The following is a 15,676-nucleotide window of genomic DNA, read 5'->3' on the forward strand; positions in this document are numbered from 1 at the left end:
GCCTGCCACCCATCGGGGAAATTGCCACCATGCTTGCCTTTATTATCCGGCGCGTTCTGCAATCTATTCTTGTGCTGCTGATTGTCGGACTGACAGCATTTTCGATGTTTCGCTTTGTCGGTGATCCTATCGACAATATGCTGGGGCAAGAACGCACGACGGCAGACATTGAACGGCTGCGTGAACAGTTGGGCCTCGATCAGGCGTTTCCGGTGCAATACTACAAATTTCTGACCGAAGCGGCACAGGGCAATTTCGGTGTTAGTTACCGTCAGGGGCGTCCGGTGGCCGAGATCTTGCTGGAACGCGCACCCGCAACACTGGAATTGGCGGCGGTGTCCGGCATTCTGGCCATTGCCTTTGGGATCGCCTTTGGCGTGTTTACAGCGATCAGGCGCAATGGGGTTCTGGCCAATGCCATCATGTCTGCATCGCTTATCGGGGTGTCCTTGCCAACCTTTCTGATCGGCATTTTGCTGATTTACATATTTTCGGTCGAACTTGGGTGGCTGCCCAGTTTCGGGCGTGGCGAAACGGTGCAAATCGGCAATTGGTCAACTGGATTGCTAACGGCTACTGGGTTAAAAGCCCTTGTTTTGCCTTCGATCACACTTGGGCTGTATCAGATGACCCTGATCATGCGGCTGGTGCGATCTGAAATGCTGGAAGTGCTGCGCCAAGATTATATTCGCTTTGCGCGTGCCCGCGGCCTGCGCGACCGCGTGATCAACTTCCGCCATGCTTTGAAAAACACGATGGTGCCGGTCATTACGGTCATCGGTTTGCAAGTGGGGGCAATTATTGCCTTTGCCATCATCACAGAGACCGTGTTCCAGTGGCCCGGTGTCGGACTGTTGTTTATCAACGCCGTGCAGTTTGTCGATATTCCTGTGATGGCGGCATATCTGATGCTGATTTCGGTGATGTTCGTGGGCATCAACCTGATCGTGGACATTTTATATTTCTTCATTGATCCGCGTTTGCGTGTCGATCGCGCGGGAGGGCACTGATGGCTGAATTACCGGTAAAAGCTTCAGAACAATCGCGGTTGCGCGTGTTTCTCGACAGCGACGTCTTCTATATGTTTCGCAAGTCGCCCGTTGCGGTGGTATCCACGGTCGTGTTTGCGACCCTTGTGCTTGCAGCTGTTTTTGCACCGTTGATCGCGCCGACAAACCCTTTTGATCCAGCGTCTTTGAACCTGATGAACGGTTTTACCGGTCCGATGGCGCCAAATGCCTTCACTGGCGAAAGCTTCCTGTTGGGCACCGACGATCAGGGCCGCGATGTATTTTCCACCATCCTGTACGGTATGCGTGTGTCGTTGTTTGTGGGCGTCGCCGCCGTGCTGCTTGCGATGGTCCTGGGCATCACCTTGGGGTTGATTTCAGGGTATGTTGGCGGTTGGACCGAAACGATCATCATGCGCACCGCAGACGTGCAATTGACGTTTCCCTCCATTTTGGTGGCCATGCTTATCTTTGGGGTCGCAAAGGGGATCACCCCTGTTGAATACCGTGACCAAATGGCTATCTGGGTGCTTATCCTTGCCATCGGCCTAAGTGATTGGGTGCAATTTGCACGGGTCGTGCGCGGGGCTACTATGGTGGAAAAACGCAAGGAATACGTGGAAGCGGCCCGCCTGATCGGGCGCACGCCATATGCCATCATGCTGCGGCATATTCTGCCCAACGTGTTGTCGCCAGTGTTGGTGATTGCCACGATATCATTGGCCTTGGCCATCATCGCCGAGGCAACTTTGAGCTTTCTGGGGGTCGGCGCCCCCGCGACACAACCGTCTTTGGGCACCTTGATCCGCATCGGGCAAGGCTTCCTGTTTTCCGGAGAATGGTGGATTTTGCTGTTCCCTGCCGTCACCCTTTTGACCCTTGCCCTTAGCGTCAATTTGCTGGGCGACTGGCTGCGCGATGCGCTGAACCCGAGGTTGCGTTGATGTCTGATGCTGTTCTTTCTATTCGTGGTCTATCCGTGGAAATCCCCAGCCGTTCGGGAACGGTCAAACCCGTGGATGGTGTCAGCTACGACATTCGCGCAGGCGAAATTCTGGGCGTTGTGGGGGAAAGCGGTGCTGGAAAATCCATGGCAGGCAACGCCGTCATCGGCCTGCTGACACCACCAGCCCATATTGCAGCAGGCGAAATCTGGTTAAACGGCACACGCATCGACACGCTGAAAGGCGAAGACATGCGCCGATTGCGCGGCAAGCAAATCGGCATGGTGTTTCAGGACCCGCTGACGTCCCTAAATCCGCTGCTCAGCATCGGCGACCAGTTGACCGAAACCATGTTGACCCATCTCGACATCACCCGCAGCGATGCCCGAACCCGTGCGATTGCCGCTCTGGAGGAAGTCGGCATTCCGGGGGCCGCGGAACGCATCGACAGCTATCCACATGAATTCAGTGGCGGGATGCGGCAACGCGTTGTGATCGCTTTGGCGCTTTGTGCGGAACCTTCATTGATTATCGCGGATGAACCGACAACGGCACTGGACGTATCGGTGCAGGCGCAGATCATTGCGCTGTTGAAGCGGCTTTGCCGTGAACGCGGCACGGCTGTGATGTTGATCACACATGATATGGGCGTGATCGCAGAGGCGGCTGACCGCGTGGCGGTAATGTACGCAGGTCGCCTGGCCGAGTTGGGCGATGTGCGCGATGTGCTGAACGCACCCCGCCACCCCTATACATTCGGATTGATGGCCTCTACGCCTTTGGCGTCCCAAGGCAAAGCGCGTCTGCATCAGATCGAAGGTGCCATGCCACGACTGAATAAAGTGCCCGAAGGATGTCCTTTCAATCCAAGATGCGCCTATGCGCAAGACAAATGCCGCAAGGCCCCAAGCCCGCAGATCGCGGACGGGGCCGCCGCGTGCTGGTTCCCGATGACTGCGGAAAAGGTATCGTAATGTCACTTATTTCCGTCACATCCCTAAGCCGCGTTTTCGACGTGTCAAAGCCCTGGTTGAATCGCGTTTTGGAACGTCGTCCAAAGGCACTGCTGACCGCCGTGTCAGAAGTTGATTTCGAAGTGGCACCACGCAGCACCTATGCTTTGGTTGGTGAAAGCGGATCAGGCAAATCCACAATCGGGCGCATGTTGGTTGGGTTGCTGACACCCACATCTGGCGAGGTCGAGATCAACGGGGTCAATCTGGCCACCGAACAAGATGCGGATAAAGTGGATGCCATCCGCTCTGACATCCAGATGATTTTTCAGGATCCTTTCGCCTCGCTCAACCCACGCTGGCGGGTACGTGACATTATTGTAGAACCTGTTGTTGCGCGCGGTGGCGACGCGACCGGATTGGCCGAAAAGCTGTTGGAACAGGTCGGGCTTTCTGCACTGGACGCAGGCAAGTTCCCCCATGAGTTTTCCGGCGGGCAACGCCAACGGATTTGTATCGCACGTGCATTGTCTTCAGAACCCAAGCTGATCGTTTGCGACGAACCGACATCGGCTTTGGACGTGTCGGTGCAAGCGCAGGTTCTAAACCTGATGAGCGATCTTAAAGACAACTTCGGGCTGACATATGTGCTGATCAGCCACGATTTGACGGTTGTGCAACATATGGCGGACCGCATCGGCGTGTTGTATCTGGGGCGCTTGGTCGAGGAGGCAAGCCCGGAAGACCTGTTTGCCAATACCAAACACCCCTACACTAAAATGCTGCTGGAAGCGGCCCCTCGGATGGATGGGTTCGGCCGGGAAGCCACTTTGCCTGAAGGCGAAATTCCCGATCCGATCAATCCGCCAACCGGGTGTGCCTTTCACCCACGCTGTCCGTTGGCGACTGATGTGTGTAAAGCAGAACGCCCAAAAATGCGCACCATAAACGCGACCCGTGTGGCCTGCCATTTGGCCGAGTAGCCACAGCATCACAACCTCCACCAGAATTGTTTGCGGGTAAATTGCAACCATACAGTTGTGTTTGGTTTCCACACGCCCTAAACCATACATAACTGTATGTTACTTGATGGGCGAAATGGCACAACGGCTAAGCAAACAAGATTGGCTGATACACGGATTTGATGTCCTGCGCAGCGAAGGCCACACTGGACTAAAAGCTGACCGCATGGTGAAGGCGCTTGGTGTCTCAAGAGGCAGCTTTTACTGGCATTTTGATGACATCAAAAGCTTCCATGCCGCATTGATCGCTGCATGGCGGGTCCAGATCAATGAACAAGTCATTGCGCAACTTAGCCAACTGCCTGATGCCAAAGACCAGATCAAAGCGCTGATGGTGCGGGTCTTTACCATGTCGCGCCCACTTGAACGTGGCATACGCATCTGGGCTGGCGTCGATCCGCTGGTGTTTCAGACGTTGGCCGACGTGGACGGGATCCGGCAGTCATATGCTCAGGCCTTGCTACAAACCATTGGCCTGCCACCCGCTATCGCGCAAAGCCGTGCCCAAATGATGATGTGGGCCTATGTAGGGCACGCATTGTCAACGGTAGATGTCGACGATCCCGAAGCCTGTGCTGCCGATTTCACCCGTATTTTAACAACCCAAGTGGAGACTTAGATCATGCCCCGCACAGTGACTTTGACACATGATTATCCGGCACCCGCGCGTCCGGTATGGGACATCGCAACAGACATAGATTCCTATAAAGAGGCGATGGGGAAACTGATCGTGTTTGATGGGCTACCTTCTGGAACAATAAGCGAAGGTCAAACGCTGGACGTGCGTGTGTCATTGTTTGGCATCATGCCATGGCAAGATTATTCAATGACCGTAGAGACCTGCGATCACACCGCCATGACATTCCAATCAGACGAAAAAGGCGCCGGCATCAAAAGCTGGAGGCATCATTTAAGTGTGATCGACACCCCAACAGGCAGTCGGCTGATCGACAGCGTCGAAATAGACGCCGGAGCACTTACGTTCTTTTTTGCCTGGTGGGCCGGGATCGTTTACCGCGCCCGTCACAAACCCCGTCTACGCATGCTTGCGCGGGGTGGTTGGTCAGACAGTCCCGCCTAAGCGGCGGTGCGCGCAAGCGCCCAAACAAAACTCGGCGCAATGCAAACAAGGCACAATTCCGCTTAACCCACGCTATTCAAACATTTTTCCCTTGAGGTTTTTGGTGATTTCACTGCACCTTATGGGGGAGTTTGCGGTAAGGTAGTGTGGGTAACAATGAGCGGTGAACCAATCGATCCTTGGACAAATGTACCGTCTTTTCGGACTGGTACAGAGCCGCGTCAAAATACTGCGCCGAAGGACTTTCTAAACGTTACGCACCACGATTTACCCGTCGTCGAACCGGGCGGCGACTGGATATCTCCCCTTCTGGGGTCCATCGTTTTTCCCACAAAAGATGCGCCAGATATGCGCATCTATCTTTGTGTGGATGCAACTCTGCGCACCAATTTGGTCGGCTTGTTTGATCTGGACGTGACCGATGCAGACGTGCGGTGCCTGTTTACCGGTGAGGCCGAAGACAAGTGGAAAGAAAGCGCGCCCTATCTGGTGGACATCACTCCGGATGCGAAAAACTCCGATGGTACCAATTTTTGTCAGCAATTCTTTTCTGAGCATTGGGGCAAAGGGACAGGCATCATTTTGATCACCCCTGCCCCAATGCATGCAGTTTGGCGGCACTTGCGGCGCTTTACGCGTGTGCGCCAGTCAGACAGTGACGGATGGTCCCTGTTCCGTTTCTGGGATCCGCGTGTGGCGCTGCCGTATTTCAGCGGGATAAGGCGATGGGCGGATCGCAGTCACCGGTTTTTCGAAATCACCGGCACGCAAGAAAAGCTGTCCATGGTCATTGAACATTCCGGCGGCACCGCATGTACACAGATCACCGCATCCGAGCATTTTGATGAAGCCGTGAATGATCCGTTGCCCCCGTTCGTTTTGACGCAAGATGATCTGGTCTTGCTGAAAGGTGGCGTGCGGTACCGGTTTGTGACGGATGTAGCGGAACAATCAACGGAACTGTGGCCACACATCCGCGCAAAATTTTCGTCACGACACCTGTGGCACGCAGAAATTGATCGTATCATTGGACAAGCGCATGACGCGGGACTGACGCTGGATCGTGACATCCGCGACTATATTGCGATCACTATGGACAAGGGTGCCGGGTTTTGGGGCCGAGCGGACGTGCTGGACATTCTCAAGAAACCGCACCTCAACACCCCATCGAAAAAAGTTCTGGCCTTGCGCAGCAAACTTGAAGCGGGAGCACTGACATGAGTATCCCAGAAGACGACGAGCTGGACTTTTCATCGACAGCCCCTGCCCCGGCTGCAGAACCCGAACCACGCCGTTTCCGATCCTTAGGAGGCGGGCGGTATGAGGAAATAGATTGCCCGACAGGGCGGTGTCCGCGCGTACATGTGTCAGAATTGCCGTTTGAGCGTCAGTTGGACGAATCCGATGACGCCTATGCCGCCCGTCTGCGCACACGCGCCCGCACAGCCACGGATTTGGGCAACCGTGACGAACTTTATGCCATCATCGGCGCACTTCAAACCGATGTCGGAATCCCGTCGGACGGGATCACAGTGCCGTGCCGCGATCAGGATGAATGGAACGCCCTGGCCTTTCTGCAAGGCGTTGATCCGGATGCTTGGCAATACGCCGAATTGGAACAAGATCTTGAGCATCTGGACCACGATGAATGGTTCTCTGACACGCATTACACGATGAACTTGCGCCAGTTTTTGCGCGAAAAGCTATCTTATCACGCAGAATCCGGTGCTGCGACCTATCTGTTTGTCGGGCCTGACGGCTTTTTACGGTACACTCAAACTCTCAGCCCAACAGCAAATGCCCCCGCAGGGTTTGAGATTATCGACCGGTCCGGGTCCACATTGCGGGTGTTGATCAAGCAGCTGACCGAAGGCATGGGCCTGACGCTGGCAGGCATGTCCACAGTCCCAAACATCGTACAACGTGCCAATCTGGAAACCACAGAACCACCTGTGCCGATGACCACCCTCTTGCTGTGGGAATTCGAAGATGAAATGCCGCCCTCCGAAGCGGATCACGGCGAAAACATTATTCTGGCGCAAAACGGACCGATCAACGGCAGTGTGCTGAATGGGCGGGTGCGTGGCCCGTTAAACCGGCCATCCACACGGCCGCAGACTTCGGTCGGGGCATCAAACGCGCAACCACGGCCCATGGCGCGCGTGGGTACAGAGCGCCCGCCAAGAACACGGGCCCGTTTGCCTCAATTTGTGCTGGACAGGTTTGCACGCGGCAACAGGAATGAAGCGCGTACATTGGACGAATTTGGCCTGACGAAAAACCGAAGGCGCGTCACCAGCCGCGATGACGCCGGAAACCGCGTACACACCTATCCCGATGCAATGCCGGACGGAAAGGTTGTAGACGTCAAGGATGTGCGTATTCTGGCCAACACCCGTCAACTACAGGCCCAGTCCAATTATGCCAAAGACAACAACCGGCAACATGAAATTTACATCGGCCCCTCCACGTCGCTGACGGGCACCATGCAAGGCAAAGTTGACCGGGGCGAATTGCGCGTAATCAGAGTGCCGTATCTGGGGCTAGGAGATCAATAATGGCGACGCCAAAGATGACGTTGTATATGCAATCCGAAAACGGCGCATTGAACGATGCAACACAGGTTGCCGCCTTTTGTGCGACCTTGCCCAAAGATTTTACGGTCACAAAATACGGCGTTTCGGAAAACCCGCGTGAGATGGAAGCGTTCAAGGAGTTTGATGATGCGGCGTGGCTGAACTGGACCCGACAGGACCCTTCATCTTTGTCTTTGAAGATGAAGAAGTACACGCTGGATTATCGCGCACCTGCCGCGGGCTTTGGATCGTGGATGTTGCTGCGGCCCAGTGCGCGTGACTTTGACGCGCAAGTCAAGGCGATGGACGCCGCATGGGGGCAAGCCATTCCAGATGCTGACGCCTTCACCTACAGCTATTGCGGGTACACATCTCACGCGCAAAGCCCGTCACACGGGCAGGCAGATTCCGAATACGTGAACCGGTTCAAATTACCTGTGCATTTCCCCGTCTACCACGCACGCACGGGCGAGTACCTGTATGACGCCAGTGAAGATATGTCTGCTTTGGGACCGGGGAAATTGGATCTTTTGCCAGGCTTGACGTGGCGGATCGCGATGGGCGAACCCTTGTTTGAAAAGTTCGACATCAGCCCTGACGAGATTTCGCGCGTTTGCGTATCTACGCAAGAAACCACAGCGGCCAATGGGGCGCGGCTGTGGACATTCCAAACGCGAAACGACCCGCTGTCTTGGCGTGAAAGCTACGACATGCAGCTGAAACTTGACCGGCCCGACGTGTTTTTCGACATAGCCCCTTTGCGATCCCGCTTTGCGGACCCCGTTCAAATCAAGGACAGCGGTCAAGGCGACGCGCTGGCAACGGCTTTTCGTGCGGCTTTGATTGACCTTTACCCGCAGTCTGCAACCAAAGGGATCAAGGCATAGCGGCGGCATGTTATGTCAGCCAAACGACGGGATTTTCCAGGTTTTGGATTATGACTTCGCGGCAGACGGCGTGTCGTGACCTTCTGCCAAAGCTTCCATCATGTCGTGATCCGGTGACGCCAGCGTCGACCACGTTTCATCCGCCTTTGGCGGTGGCGGCGTATCACAATCGCGCCGATGTATGCTGACTTTGGCAATGAAATGCGCAGATACCGGAGCAGTCACAAACAAGAATGCCATGATCAGAAGCTCGTGGATCGACGCGCTTCCGGCTGAGGCATTGACCAGCATAGACGCCAGCAACAACATGCCGATCCCGATGGTCCCCACCTTTGTGGGCGCGTGCAGGCGCGTCATGGGTTCGTTGAATTTCAGCAACCCGATCACCCCCACGGTGACAAAACCGGACCCGATCAACAAAGAAACAGCAGCAGCGTATGTCGCAATAATTTCGAAAGTCATTCGATGATGTCCCCCCGCAAAACAAAGCGCGCCAATGCAACTGTCGAAACAAACCCCAGCATAGCGATCAGAAGCGCCACCTCAAAGTAGACTTTCACCCCTTGATACATTCCCAAGACAATGACTAGACCAAGGGCGTTGATCACCATTGTATCCAGCGCCAGAATACGATCCCCCGATGTGGGGCCAATCAACAAACGCACCATAGAAAACACTTGCCCCAAAACCAGCGCCACAAAAGTGATCAGCAGGGCAATGTCCAAAAATTCCGCAGCAGAGGTCATACAAATATCTCCAACAGACGCTTTTCATATCGCGTTTTGATGTCGTCGCGCACCGCATCCGGATCATCTGTGTGCAGCACATGCACCAACAAGCTGTGCCCTTCATTGGACAAATCCGCCGACACCGTGCCCGGTGTCAAAGTGATTGTGCCGGCCAGCACAGTGATCGCTTCGGGTTGTTTTAGCTCTAATGGCACCACAATCCACGCCGGTTTCAGCTTGGCGTTGGGAACGGACAACACAATCCATGCCACTTCAATGTTGGCGACAATGATGTCCCAGATCACCATGACACTGTAGGTGGTCATCTTGCCCAAACGAAAACCGCTTGGCGTATCGGGCCACCAGATGGACGTCATCCGCGGGATTATGATGCCCAGAATGATCCCGAACACGACCATCCCTGCACTGACCTCGTTTTGCAGCAACGTCCACACGACAGCCAGTACCAGCGTCAGAAACGGATGGGGCAGAAGCCAACGAAAAGCACGAGCCATATCAGTGCTCCTTCTTGGGGGTGCTAAGTTTGCCAGGCGTATCAAGTACGGTCGACACATAGGCATCCGGGGCAAACAGCTGAGTGGCAATGCGCGTTGTATATCCGTGCACCTGCCCCGCGAAGATCGTATGTAATACGAGCATCGCAAAAATGCCGCCAACAGCCACGTAAGACAGCGCTGCGGGTTTGGCGGCCTCCGGGTTCGGGTCTTCAGATGCCACACTATGCGCTTTCCAGAAGACGACACTGCCTGCGCGGGCAAACCCGAGGATGCTGATCAGGCTGGATGACAGCACAACGACCCAAATCCACACCATACCGTCGCTGTTGTAGGACGCATCCAAAACCAACAGCTTGCCCAGAAAGCCGGACAATGGTGGCAGGCCCGCCATCGCAATGGCGCCCACAAAGAACATGGCGGCTGTCAAAGCGTTGCCCGCCATTGGGGGCTGCGTCGTCAGATCGACATTGCCACGGCCCGTGCGCACAAGATCGGAAATCAGGAACAATGCAGCGCCCGCAAGTGTCGAATGCACCATGTAATACAGCGCGGCCCCGATAGCATCCGGTGTGAACAGCGAAATCGCCACCATCACCATGCCCATGGACCCCACAACGCTGAATGCAACCAATCGGTCCAGTTTGCGCGCGGCCAACACGCCTGTCATGCCGATGGCCAAAGACACAAGTGCCGCAGGCAAAAGCCAATCAGCGTGCAAGCCTGCCGTGACCTCAAGGTCCGGCGGGAAGATCATCGTGTAGACGCGGATGATCGCATAGGCCCCCACTTTGGTCATGATCGCGAACAGGGCCGCCACAGGTGCAGGTGCTTCTGCATAGCTTGATGGCAACCAAAAATGCAGCGGCACTAGCGCAGCTTTGATCGCGAAGACCAAAATCAACAGCACTGCGGCCACACGGATGCCCACGGTTTCTGAGGCATCAACAAGCTGAACGCGCTGTGCCAAATCCGCCATGTTCAGAGTGCCTGTTTCAGCATAGATCGCACCCAGCGCGAACAGAAACAACGTCGATCCAATCAGGTTGAACAGCACATATTGCACCCCTGCACGGAGCCTTGCGTTGCCGCCCGCGTGGATCATCAACCCGTAAGATGCGATCAGCAGCACCTCAAAGAAGACGAACAAGTTGAACAAATCGCCCGTAAGAAAGGCACCGATAATGCCCATCAACTGGAATTGGAACAATGCATGGAAGTGCCTGCCACGATCGTCCCAACCGGACCCGATGGCATAAAGCAGCACAAACAGCGCCAAAACAGACGTCAGCAAAACCATCATGGTCGACAATCTGTCACCCACGACAACAATCCCGAACGGTGCCGCCCAATCCCCCAAGCGGTAGGAAATGACCGACCCGTCAGACACTTGCCACGCCAGTCCGGCCGACAGAGCGATCAGGGCTGCAACGCCCACCACAGAAAACACCCGTTGAATAACGATGTGATAGCGCGCCGCCAAAACGATGAAAGGCGCAAGCAGTGCAGGCAAGACGATGGGGGCGATGATCCAATGTGTCATGGCCGACCCTCCGCGTCCGCAGGCTGTGATGCGTCGGGTTCCGGCTGGTCATCTATGTGATCATCGTCAGACCCCAAAAACGCCCCCAACCCGATCATCACCACAACCGCCGTCATGCCAAAGGAGATCACAATCGCTGTCAGTACCAAAGCTTGCGGCAACGGGTCTGCGTAAAGTGCCGCACCGTCTTGCAAGACAGGGGGGGCACCGATGGTCAGACGTCCTGAGGAAAAGAGAAACACATTCACTGCATAGGTCAAAAGCGAGATACCCAAAATGACAGGGAAGGTGCGCAACCGCAGCACCAGATAAATTCCTGCAGTCGTCATAACGCCAATGGCAGAGGCAACAAGAAGCTCCATATCAGTTGCCCTCCTTCACGGGTGCAGTTGGTGCATTGTGTGCATCGTCTGAATCATCGCGCGACGGGTCAATATCCATCGGATGCTCGCTGTCTTGCGCACCTGCGCGGCGGGCCAACCTCGAGAAACTCTCAAGTGACAACATCACGGCCCCGACCACTGCCAGAAAGACACCCACATCGAACAAAGCCGCCGTGGCCAGTTCAAACTTATAGAAAGGCGGGATGCGCACGTAGGTGAAATCGGATGTCAAGAAAGGCTTGGCCACAAACCACGATCCGATGCCAGTGAATCCCGCCACCAGAACGCCTGCGCCGATTACCCCGTGATAGGGGTACTTCAATCGCGCTGTTGCCCAGTTAAAGCCGCTGGCCATGTACTGCATCACCACACCAATCGACACAATCAAGCCGGCGATAAAGCCGCCGCCCGGTTCATTGTGTCCGCGCAAGAAGATGTAAAACCCGACCATCAGCACCACAGGCATGATCACACGTGTCAGCACCACCATCATCATAGGATGCATATCGCCCGCGCGCGGCTGGTCTGGCACACGGTTCAACAGCCGCGCACGCACAGGCCCGCTGAGCAACGTTTCCGTCAGCGCATAGATCAGCAGCGCCGCGATGCCCAAAACGATGATTTCGCCGTATGTGTCAAAGCCACGGAAATCGACAAGGATCACGTTGACCACATTGGTGCCACCGCCCCCTTTATAGGAATTGGCAAGGTGAAATTCGGAAATAGATGCAGCCACCGGATCGCGCAGCATGTAGTGATAGGCCAACGCAAACGTGGCAAGCCCCCCCAAAACAGCCACGCCACCATCGCGCAACCGGCGCAAAACCGTACTTTCCACTGGCGTTTTGTTGGGCAAGAAATTCAGCGCCAACAACAGCAGAATGATCGTGACAACTTCGACAGTAAACTGCGTCATCGCAAGGTCAGGGGCACTGAGATAGACGAAGCCCACCGACACCATCAGCCCCACAATTCCGATCAGGATCAGCGCCAAAAAGCGGTTGCGGTGCAGCAAGACCAACCCCACAGTGGCTGCAACCAACATCGCCCAACCTGCCAACGGAACTGGCCCGGCTGCCTGAATGTCGCGTGTCGCGGGCCCTACTGTACCTGTTGTCCATGCGTAGTATCCGGCCAAAACGATAGCAACCGTTGCGATCGTGGCATAACGGGTAAACGCGCCGTTGTGTGAAGAATGGATGACCGTTTTCGCACTCCGTGCTACGGCTTCAACCAGAGCTTCAAAAATTGTTTTCGCTTCAGGGCGCGGCGCCACATCCCACAGCTTTTGCAGGGGGTTGTAGACAACCATCAGCACCAGACCGCCAACAACGGCAATAATCGACATGTAAAGCGCCGGCACCAGACCATGCCAAATCTTGAAGTAGTTCTTTGGCACATCTGCAGCATCGCCCAACAAAGACGCCGTGACTGTTTTGACAAATGGTTCCGCCAGGAAAGGCGCCACACCAATCGCCACCACAAGCACCACCAGAATGGCTGGCGGCATCCACAGGCCCGTATTCGGGTCATGCGGGTTTGACGGGTAATCGTCGCGCACCGGTCCCAAAAACGTGTGTCCGATCAAACGGAAACAGTAGGCGGCGGAAAAGAGAGACCCAAATGTCGCAACCGCAGGCACCAACCAAGGCGTGTTGAACAACACCGTGTGGTTGGCTTCCTCAAGCATCATTTCTTTGGACAAAAAGCCGTTCAGGAACGGAATACCCGCCATCGACAAAGCCGCAAGCGTCACGATGGCAAACGTCACCGGCATCAGCTTGCCCAGTCCACCCAAGCGACGAATGTCGCGTGTGTGTGTTTCGTGGTCCACAATGCCTGCCGACATGAACAACGCCGCTTTGAAGGTCGCGTGGTTCAGGATGTGAAAAACAGCCGCCATCGCCCCAAAGGCTGTACCTGTTCCCAAAAGCATCGTGATAAGCCCAAGGTGGCTGACGGTTGAGAACGCCAACAACGCCTTCAGGTCATGTTTGAACAAGGCAATTACCGCGCCCAGAACCATCGTGATCAGACCCGCTGTTGTGACAATCACAAACCATTCAGGCGTGCCCGACAGCACTGGCCACATGCGCGCCATCAAAAAGATACCTGCTTTCACCATCGTGGCCGAGTGCAAATAAGCAGACACTGGCGTGGGCGCAGCCATGGCATGCGGCAACCAGAAGTGGAACGGGAACTGTGCCGATTTGGTGAAGCACCCCAGGAGGATCAAAATGAGCGCTGGCAAATACATCGGATCTGCTTGGATAAGTTCGCGGTTTTGCAAGATCACGCTTAAATCGTAGCTGCCCGCGATTTGTCCAAGGATCAGCATACCACCGATCATGGCAAGACCGCCCATTCCCGTCACGGTCAACGCCATACGCGCGCCCTGACGGCCCTCGGGCAAATGTTTCCAATATCCGATCAACAAGAAAGAAGACAGCGATGTCAGCTCCCAGAACACCAACAAAAGCAGTATGTTATCGCTTAGGACAATCCCCACCATCGCGCCCTGAAACAGCAGCAGATAGGTGAAAAACTGGCCCATATTGTCATCGCGGCTTAGGTAATGCCGCGCATAAGCGATAATCAAAAGCCCGATGCCAAGGATGAGCAGCGCAAAGAAAAATCCAAGCCCGTCCAGCATCAAGGTCATGTTCAACCCAAGCTGCGGCATCCAGTCGACCCGCGCCATCACGACGTCTCCGCGCAGCACCTGCGGCAGGTTCGTCAGCAAACCGATGAATGCCGTTAACGTGACCGTAAATGTGACACCAGCACAGGCAGCGCGGCCGGCGCGGTTCATCAAACCCGGAACAAGTGCGCCCAGAAAGGGCAATGCGACGATAAAGAAAAGTGACAAGACCGGGCCCAATAATGCTATTTCTAGTTCATTCTAACGCGAGATATGGTGTGCTAAGGGGCACAAACAACCGGAATCGCAGAACTATTCGATTAGGACTTTATAAAACCATCTTTTTGGATGGCCAACCAGTGCAATTCGGATGCGACACGACAACATAGGTCACGTAGGCATGACGATAATGCGCAAGCTCAGACCGTCTGGCAGCTGCGGGCACCTATGTCTTTTACGAAATCTCTGACCGGTAAGGCGGGTTTGCCCCTTGCCGCGTTACAGTGACCGCCGCAACTTTGGCAGCAAAGCCCAATGCATGTTCAACTGTCGCGGCAGCAATGGTTTTCAAAGCCGTTTTATCCAGAACTCCGCAGTCGTGAAGATGCGCCAGAAAACCCGCGTTGAACGTATCGCCAGCCCCGACAGTGTCCACAACAACCACGCTGGGCACCGATACAGACACACAGTTCCCCCCACGCAAATACGCGCACGCACCATCACCTCCCTTTGTCACAATGACAACGCCCGCACCCAAAGCCTGCAGGTGCTGCGCTTTCGTGGCATGATCCGCATCACCTTCAATGATCCAGTCCAAATCTTCATCAGACACTTTAACGATGTCCGCCACCGCCATCATGTCGTTCAAACGTTGCCGGTAAGCCGGTTCGTCCTGAATAAAGCCGGGCCGAATGTTGGGATCAATCATGACAATGGCATGGCCTGCAGCACGCAAAGCCAAATCAGCATACACCGATGCGGCAGGGTCCGCGCAAAGGCTTATGCCGCCAAAATACAACGCCGAGATGTCCGGACCAATATCAGGTGCATCATCCGCCCCCAACATACGCCCGGCCGAATTTTCATCATAAAATGTGTAGTGCGCTTGCCCATCTTGCAACGCCACAAAAGCCAAAGTGGTTGGGCAATCGCTGCGCACCAACGTATCTGTGCCGACGCCCGCCCCCTCCAACGCACCGGCAAGCTGGGCGCCAAACAAATCTTGCGACACGCCTGAAAAGAACTGCGTTGGCACATCCAGCCGACCAAGTGCGATGGCCGTATTGAAAATGGCCCCACCCGGCAAAGGCAAAAACGCTTGCCCACTTTCCGATTGCACAGGCACCATGTCGATCAACGCCTCACCGCAACACAATATCATTTTCGTGCCTCT

The 15,676-nt window shown here is 55.2% G+C and carries 16 protein-coding genes; 9 read left to right on the forward strand and 7 right to left on the reverse strand.

The features are described from left to right. Nucleotides 1-29 precede the first annotated feature (29 nt). The 9 genes from ASD8599_RS15185 (at nucleotide 30) to ASD8599_RS15225 (ending at nucleotide 8,473) form a co-directional block, all read left to right on the forward strand. Nucleotides 30-1,010 (forward strand): ABC transporter permease, encoded by a 981-nt coding sequence (locus ASD8599_RS15185; RefSeq protein ID WP_108829311.1) that lies wholly within the window; start codon nucleotides 30-32, stop codon nucleotides 1,008-1,010. Beyond that, nucleotides 1,010-1,954 carry an ABC transporter permease gene (locus ASD8599_RS15190; protein WP_108829312.1) on the forward strand — a complete coding sequence of 315 codons (945 nt, stop codon included), beginning with the start codon at nucleotides 1,010-1,012 and terminating at the stop codon, nucleotides 1,952-1,954. Before ASD8599_RS15185 ends, ASD8599_RS15190 begins: the two co-directional genes overlap by 1 nt. Beyond that, entirely contained in the window at nucleotides 1,954-2,928 is a 975-nt protein-coding gene (locus ASD8599_RS15195) for an ABC transporter ATP-binding protein (protein ID WP_108829313.1), read from the forward strand. Before ASD8599_RS15190 ends, ASD8599_RS15195 begins: the two co-directional genes overlap by 1 nt. Further along, nucleotides 2,928-3,890 carry an ABC transporter ATP-binding protein gene (locus ASD8599_RS15200; RefSeq protein ID WP_108829314.1) on the forward strand — a complete coding sequence of 321 codons (963 nt, stop codon included), beginning with the start codon at nucleotides 2,928-2,930 and terminating at the stop codon, nucleotides 3,888-3,890. Before ASD8599_RS15195 ends, ASD8599_RS15200 begins: the two co-directional genes overlap by 1 nt. A gap of 115 nt (nucleotides 3,891-4,005) precedes the next feature. Then, entirely contained in the window at nucleotides 4,006-4,548 is a 543-nt protein-coding gene (locus ASD8599_RS15205) for a TetR/AcrR family transcriptional regulator (protein ID WP_108829315.1), read from the forward strand. A gap of 3 nt (nucleotides 4,549-4,551) precedes the next feature. Next, nucleotides 4,552-5,010: an SRPBCC family protein gene (locus ASD8599_RS15210; protein WP_108829316.1), complete on the forward strand. Its 459-nt coding sequence runs from the start codon at nucleotides 4,552-4,554 to the stop codon at nucleotides 5,008-5,010. Between the two features lie 156 nt (nucleotides 5,011-5,166). After that, on the forward strand, nucleotides 5,167-6,231 hold the full coding sequence (locus ASD8599_RS15215; RefSeq protein ID WP_108829317.1) for a DUF4123 domain-containing protein: 1,065 nt from the start codon (nucleotides 5,167-5,169) through the stop codon (nucleotides 6,229-6,231). Then, the gene (locus ASD8599_RS15220) at nucleotides 6,228-7,568 is read left to right on the forward strand and encodes a putative toxin (protein WP_108829318.1); all 1,341 of its coding nucleotides are present in this window, start codon (nucleotides 6,228-6,230) and stop codon (nucleotides 7,566-7,568) included. The genes ASD8599_RS15215 and ASD8599_RS15220 overlap by 4 nt, the downstream gene beginning before the upstream one ends. Beyond that, complete coding sequence (locus tag ASD8599_RS15225; RefSeq protein ID WP_108829319.1) at nucleotides 7,568-8,473, forward strand: hypothetical protein; 906 nt, start codon at nucleotides 7,568-7,570, stop codon at nucleotides 8,471-8,473. Before ASD8599_RS15220 ends, ASD8599_RS15225 begins: the two co-directional genes overlap by 1 nt. Nucleotides 8,474-8,521: 48 nt before the next feature. On the opposite strand, the gene mnhG is transcribed toward ASD8599_RS15225, so the two are convergent. The 7 genes from mnhG to ASD8599_RS15260 form a co-directional block, all read right to left on the reverse strand. Further along, nucleotides 8,522-8,935 carry a monovalent cation/H(+) antiporter subunit G gene (mnhG, locus tag ASD8599_RS15230; RefSeq protein ID WP_108829320.1) on the reverse strand — a complete coding sequence of 138 codons (414 nt, stop codon included), beginning with the start codon at nucleotides 8,933-8,935 and terminating at the stop codon, nucleotides 8,522-8,524. Continuing rightward, entirely contained in the window at nucleotides 8,932-9,219 is a 288-nt protein-coding gene (locus ASD8599_RS15235) for a K+/H+ antiporter subunit F (RefSeq protein WP_108829321.1), read from the reverse strand. The genes mnhG and ASD8599_RS15235 overlap by 4 nt, the downstream gene beginning before the upstream one ends. Then, the gene (locus tag ASD8599_RS15240) at nucleotides 9,216-9,716 is read right to left on the reverse strand and encodes a Na+/H+ antiporter subunit E (RefSeq protein ID WP_108829322.1); all 501 of its coding nucleotides are present in this window, start codon (nucleotides 9,714-9,716) and stop codon (nucleotides 9,216-9,218) included. Before ASD8599_RS15240 ends, ASD8599_RS15235 begins: the two co-directional genes overlap by 4 nt. 1 nt (nucleotide 9,717) lies before the next feature. After that, on the reverse strand, nucleotides 9,718-11,259 hold the full coding sequence (locus tag ASD8599_RS15245) for a monovalent cation/H+ antiporter subunit D (protein WP_108829323.1): 1,542 nt from the start codon (nucleotides 11,257-11,259) through the stop codon (nucleotides 9,718-9,720). Further along, nucleotides 11,256-11,621 carry a Na+/H+ antiporter subunit C gene (locus ASD8599_RS15250; RefSeq protein ID WP_108829324.1) on the reverse strand — a complete coding sequence of 122 codons (366 nt, stop codon included), beginning with the start codon at nucleotides 11,619-11,621 and terminating at the stop codon, nucleotides 11,256-11,258. Before ASD8599_RS15250 ends, ASD8599_RS15245 begins: the two co-directional genes overlap by 4 nt. 1 nt (nucleotide 11,622) lies before the next feature. Next, nucleotides 11,623-14,511, reverse strand: coding sequence for a monovalent cation/H+ antiporter subunit A (locus tag ASD8599_RS15255; RefSeq protein ID WP_108830220.1), 2,889 nt, complete (start codon nucleotides 14,509-14,511; stop codon nucleotides 11,623-11,625). Between the two features lie 226 nt (nucleotides 14,512-14,737). Beyond that, on the reverse strand, nucleotides 14,738-15,664 hold the full coding sequence (locus ASD8599_RS15260) for a carbohydrate kinase family protein (protein WP_108829325.1): 927 nt from the start codon (nucleotides 15,662-15,664) through the stop codon (nucleotides 14,738-14,740). Nucleotides 15,665-15,676 lie beyond the last annotated feature (12 nt).

Origin of the sequence: Ascidiaceihabitans donghaensis (assembly GCF_900302465.1) — a bacterium.
GTDB lineage: Bacteria > Pseudomonadota > Alphaproteobacteria > Rhodobacterales > Rhodobacteraceae > Ascidiaceihabitans > Ascidiaceihabitans donghaensis.

What these genes read in the sequence shown, in the direction of transcription:
- ASD8599_RS15185 (WP_108829311.1), top strand. Translation starts at nt 30, where the DNA reads ATGCTTGCCTTTATTATCCGGCGCGTTCTGCAATCTATTCTTGTGCTG.
- ASD8599_RS15190 (WP_108829312.1), top strand. Translation starts at nt 1,010, where the DNA reads ATGGCTGAATTACCGGTAAAAGCTTCAGAACAATCGCGGTTGCGCGTG.
- ASD8599_RS15195 (WP_108829313.1), top strand. Translation starts at nt 1,954, where the DNA reads ATGTCTGATGCTGTTCTTTCTATTCGTGGTCTATCCGTGGAAATCCCC.
- ASD8599_RS15200 (WP_108829314.1), top strand. Translation starts at nt 2,928, where the DNA reads ATGTCACTTATTTCCGTCACATCCCTAAGCCGCGTTTTCGACGTGTCA.
- ASD8599_RS15205 (WP_108829315.1), top strand. Translation starts at nt 4,006, where the DNA reads ATGGCACAACGGCTAAGCAAACAAGATTGGCTGATACACGGATTTGAT.
- ASD8599_RS15210 (WP_108829316.1), top strand. Translation starts at nt 4,552, where the DNA reads ATGCCCCGCACAGTGACTTTGACACATGATTATCCGGCACCCGCGCGT.
- ASD8599_RS15215 (WP_108829317.1), top strand. Translation starts at nt 5,167, where the DNA reads ATGAGCGGTGAACCAATCGATCCTTGGACAAATGTACCGTCTTTTCGG.
- ASD8599_RS15220 (WP_108829318.1), top strand. Translation starts at nt 6,228, where the DNA reads ATGAGTATCCCAGAAGACGACGAGCTGGACTTTTCATCGACAGCCCCT.
- ASD8599_RS15225 (WP_108829319.1), top strand. Translation starts at nt 7,568, where the DNA reads ATGGCGACGCCAAAGATGACGTTGTATATGCAATCCGAAAACGGCGCA.
- mnhG (WP_108829320.1), bottom strand. Translation starts at nt 8,935, where the DNA reads ATGACTTTCGAAATTATTGCGACATACGCTGCTGCTGTTTCTTTGTTG.
- ASD8599_RS15235 (WP_108829321.1), bottom strand. Translation starts at nt 9,219, where the DNA reads ATGACCTCTGCTGCGGAATTTTTGGACATTGCCCTGCTGATCACTTTT.
- ASD8599_RS15240 (WP_108829322.1), bottom strand. Translation starts at nt 9,716, where the DNA reads ATGGCTCGTGCTTTTCGTTGGCTTCTGCCCCATCCGTTTCTGACGCTG.
- ASD8599_RS15245 (WP_108829323.1), bottom strand. Translation starts at nt 11,259, where the DNA reads ATGACACATTGGATCATCGCCCCCATCGTCTTGCCTGCACTGCTTGCG.
- ASD8599_RS15250 (WP_108829324.1), bottom strand. Translation starts at nt 11,621, where the DNA reads ATGGAGCTTCTTGTTGCCTCTGCCATTGGCGTTATGACGACTGCAGGA.
- ASD8599_RS15260 (WP_108829325.1), bottom strand. Translation starts at nt 15,664, where the DNA reads ATGATATTGTGTTGCGGTGAGGCGTTGATCGACATGGTGCCTGTGCAA.